Raw genomic sequence first — 4,068 nt, 5'->3', positions numbered from 1 at the left:
TACACTCCATTGACGCTTGTGAACATCAATTCCAATGAATAACTTTAATCCTGTTCCCATGGTGTTTTTCGTTTGGTTTACCCTTATTTTACGGGTTCGGATTATATCATGGGAACTATGAAATCATGGCTGCTCAGTGGGTTACGAAACTTTGGCGCTTTGTAGACAGCCCGTCAATCCGCAGAATTGACTTCCGTGGTGGGAATAATTTAATAAGCCAATCCTGCGGATTGCCTATTTAGTAAACCGAAACTTTAGTAACTTTAAATAGCCACGCTTCATACAGTGGCGTTATTTTCAATTGAAAAAAAATGAAAATCAAAACATTCTTCTTTACTATAATTGGACTATTATTATTCTCCAAGTCATACTCTCAACAAATAAAATTAGACTCTCTTAATTTACAAATTCATCAACTAATAAAGGACTTTGACGTACCTGGTCTTTCGATTGGCATTGTTCGAAATGATTCTATCATATTTTCCAAAGGGTATGGATACTTGGAAATTCATAAAGAAAGAAAAGTTGATGAAAATACAATTTTTGGAATAGGTTCAATTTCGAAGTCATTTACAGCTTTAACATTGGGGATATTAGTAGATGAAGGGAAAATAAATTGGGATGATAAAGTTAAGGTCTATCTACCCTATTTTGAATTGTATGCACCTTATGTGACTGATAATTTTACCATTAGAGACTTACTAACCCATAGAAGTGGTCTTAGGGATGTAAGTGGTGGAATACTTTGGTATCATTCAGATTATTCAAGAGAAGAAATTATAAAGCGACTCAAATATTTGGAACCAGTATCGGGCTTTCGAGAAAAACCAGCATACCAAAATGTGATGTATGTAGTTGCTTCAGAAATAGTGAAAAAAGTTTCTGGAATGTCGTGGGATGATTTCCTTAAAACCAGAGTGTTTGATAAACTGAAAATGAATAATAGCATATCTCTTTCAACTGAAAGAGAATCTAATAGAAACCTAGCCCAACCACATATTTGGAATGAGGATTATGAAAAAGTTGCAATAAAACAGGAAAAAGGAGATAATCTTGCTCCAGGTGGTTTTATCTACTCTTCGTCAAACGAAATGTCAAATTATATGAGACTCTTGCTGAATAATGGCACATTTGGCAATGATACTATTGTTAGTCCGCAAATAATTAATGAAATTTTCAAACCTCAAATTATATATCCTATAGGCGGGGCTCCGTTTTACAATGAATTCACATCTTACGGATTTGGTTGGTGGTTAACCCCAAAAAATGGACATAAGATAATTGAGCATAGTGGAGGTATTGATGGTATGTCTGCTAACCTTGTTATGATAAAAGATATGAACTTAGGGTTTGTAATACTTACCAATGAAGCGGAAGAGCCCGCAACTTTTTTGTTGACAGCTAAAATATTAGAGGAGTTGTTTGATGATGAGACATATGATATATATTCCAGAGTAATGGATTATAGAAACCAGAATTTAAAAAATAAAAAAGAATCACCTGTTCAGATTTCTAAAACTCCTAAAACAAAACCTTCATTAGAAATTCAAAAATACGCTGGAAAATACATCGACAAAATGTATGGAGATATTTTAATAAATTATACCAAGAGTGGTGGATTAGAAATTTCATTTTCTCATTCACCAGTGTTTAAAGGGAAATTAGAACATTGGCATTTTGATACATTTAAAATAAATTGGAATGACATACGAGTTCCCGATGGATTTTTAACTTTCAACTTTAATTCAAAAAGAGAAATATTAGGATTCTCCATTGACCAGGAAAATTTACTTGACGTTGATTTCGGAGAACTGAACATTTTAAAAAATAAAAACTGAGTATAACAACGTGTTCCATGAATAATAGCTTCCTGTCGTCAGCTACTCCTCATACACCAACCGTTGGGCATCATGCAAAAAACGAAAGATAATGAAACAGGAATATAAGATACTATTAATTGGACTACTCGCGGTTGGACTGCTTGACACTCTTGGTTCAATCGCTTCAAGGCAACTTGACTTTAATTATTCATTTTTATCTCCTATTTCATTCATTATTTACGGGACGACAGCTTTTCTTTCCGCAAGACAAAAGGACTTAAAGACAGGGGTATTATTTGCAGCAATTCTCGGATTCTTTGACTCGACAATAGGATGGAAACTTTCATTGCTCCTTGACGCTAACACAGGCGATATAAACAATCAAGCCTCAACTGGACTTTGGATTATAATAACGATACTTATGACCGGATTCGCTGCTTTGGCCGGACTTATTGGCGGTGGACTGACAAGAATAATAAAAAAGAAAAGCACGAATGCCCAACATCGGCTATAGGCAGACACGTTAGGCTCATTTCATCTGAACATTCGCAATGTCAAAGAAGATTGATAAACCAGCCAAAATTTTATTCGCCTTATTTTGGGGCGTTATAATTATAGCTATAATTGGCTTTGAATATCTCGATACTCTTCCATTTCGTTATACAGTTTCGAACAAAGGAAGTTTAAGGCCAGGGATGGCAATTAAGGGAGGGAATGACATTACTTATGAGTTCGTTGTAAATGGGCAATTGTATCAGACAACAAATCGAATAAATACTGAACAAGCCAGGGAAATAAGCAGCAGTAGTCAATATTTGGTTAGATTCTCTTCTATATTTCCGGAGTATTCCGAATTGTTAATTCAATACCCAATTCTTAATAATGGACCCGGTTCTCCCCCACCTTCAGGCTGCAAGGAAAATCCTTTTAAGGATTAAAACTGTGCTTAACAATATGTAAATCAGTATCCTGCTTCGCGGTTGTTGGCAGCTAAGCTCCTTTTCGTTAACTTAGTACACTGTCGAGTCCCGGCTCGCCCACCATACTCTCTTTATACAGTACGTTACAGACAATTAAGGTAAATACTATGGATAAAGCATTGCAAACAATGATCGATAATATGCCTGAAAAAACAGGTAAATCTTTAAATGAATGGAAGAAAATCCTGAAAGAAAAATCATTTACAAAACACGCTGAAGCAGTCAAATATTTGAAGACTGAACACAATGTAACACATGGTTTTGCAAATACTATTGTGACTCTTTCCAAGGATGATACACCGGATGATTCAGACCTGGTAGCAAACCAATATGATGGAAAAGAAAACTTAAAACCTATCTATGAGGAATTGATAGGTTACGTTAAATCATTAGGACCAGACGTAACGATTACACCCAAAAAAGGCAGTGTAAGCATTATTAGAAAAAGGCAATTTGTGTTGATAAAACCAGCAACTAAAACAAGAATAGACCTGGGTTTTAAATTAAAGGACAAACCAACAACAGATAGATTAGGTGACTCAGGACCATTTGGAACAATGTGTACTCACAGAGTTCAACTTACGGATATTAATGATGTTGACACAGAACTCAGGCAATGGATTAAGGAAGCCTATGACAAATCTGTTTAAGATGTATATAAAAATGTCTTCAGTGATTAACCCTGTTATCTTTAATTTAATATGAAATCACTAATAACCCTCAACTCAATTTCTTTTTCAAAATCTTTCCTGTGGCACTCAGTGGCAGCGCATCCATAAACTTGATGATCCGTGGATATTTATACGCTACGATGTGTTCTTTGGTCCATTCGATCAACTCACCTTCAGATATTTCCTGGTCGTCCTTTAGCACTACACAGGCTTTGATCTTTTCCTCTATCGCAAGATTAATTTTGTTTATATCTTAAAAAAAACAAACACACTTTTACCCATTAGTAAACGGTTACAAACGGCTATAAAATTATCCGATTACAGTCGGTTACAAACATTTACTAACGGGTATAAATAATAGAAAATATTTGATTTTGAGTTGGAAACAGCTATTTTTAAGATTTAAAGGAATTTATTAACAACCAAAACAACGATAGCTATATAAGGAATAAGAGGCAAAGAGTGGCTCATGGCCAATCGTTGGCAATCAGATAAAAACAATAAAATGCACGAATTTTTAAATATAGAAAAAGACTACAGAAAGTGGATTTCATTTAATAATCTTCTGGGAGACTTTCAAAAATTGTATGACTTATA

General features: G+C 34.7%; 5 protein-coding genes. 4 read left to right on the top strand and 1 reads right to left on the bottom strand.

Annotated features, from left to right (window positions below; all coding sequences use genetic code 11):
* Nucleotides 1–311: 311 nt before the first annotated feature.
* The 4 genes from OO013_RS19930 to OO013_RS19915 all read left to right on the top strand — a co-directional run bounded on the left by OO013_RS19930 (nt 312) and on the right by OO013_RS19915 (nt 3,450).
* On the top strand, nt 312–1,838 hold the full coding sequence (locus OO013_RS19930) for a serine hydrolase (protein ID WP_266058881.1): 1,527 nt from the start codon (nt 312–314) through the stop codon (nt 1,836–1,838).
* A 91-nt stretch (nt 1,839–1,929) separates the two neighbouring features.
* Entirely contained in the window at nt 1,930–2,334 is a 405-nt protein-coding gene (locus OO013_RS19925; RefSeq protein ID WP_266058879.1) for a hypothetical protein, read from the top strand.
* Nucleotides 2,335–2,371: 37 nt separating this feature from the next.
* Nucleotides 2,372–2,758, top strand: coding sequence for a hypothetical protein (locus OO013_RS19920; RefSeq protein ID WP_266058877.1), 387 nt, complete (start codon nt 2,372–2,374; stop codon nt 2,756–2,758).
* Nucleotides 2,759–2,907: 149 nt separating this feature from the next.
* Complete coding sequence (locus tag OO013_RS19915; protein WP_266058875.1) at nt 2,908–3,450, top strand: DUF4287 domain-containing protein; 543 nt, start codon at nt 2,908–2,910, stop codon at nt 3,448–3,450.
* Between the two features lie 70 nt (nt 3,451–3,520).
* On the opposite strand, the gene OO013_RS19910 is transcribed toward OO013_RS19915, so the two are convergent.
* Entirely contained in the window at nt 3,521–3,688 is a 168-nt protein-coding gene (locus OO013_RS19910) for an AMP-binding enzyme (RefSeq protein ID WP_266058883.1), read from the bottom strand.
* Between the last annotated feature and the right edge of the window lie 380 nt (nt 3,689–4,068).

It is taken from the genome of Mangrovivirga halotolerans, from assembly GCF_026241165.1.
In the GTDB taxonomy this organism is placed as follows: domain Bacteria; phylum Bacteroidota; class Bacteroidia; order Cytophagales; family Cyclobacteriaceae; genus Mangrovivirga; species Mangrovivirga halotolerans.
Note: the sequence above shows the minus strand (reverse complement) of the source record. Positions and strands in the feature narration are given on the sequence as shown.

Excerpts from the sequence above, each read along its gene's own strand:
- OO013_RS19930 (WP_266058881.1), top strand. The coding sequence starts at position 312 with ATGAAAATCAAAACATTCTTCTTTACTATAATTGGACTATTATTATTC.
- OO013_RS19925 (WP_266058879.1), top strand. The coding sequence starts at position 1,930 with ATGAAACAGGAATATAAGATACTATTAATTGGACTACTCGCGGTTGGA.
- OO013_RS19920 (WP_266058877.1), top strand. The coding sequence starts at position 2,372 with ATGTCAAAGAAGATTGATAAACCAGCCAAAATTTTATTCGCCTTATTT.
- OO013_RS19915 (WP_266058875.1), top strand. The coding sequence starts at position 2,908 with ATGGATAAAGCATTGCAAACAATGATCGATAATATGCCTGAAAAAACA.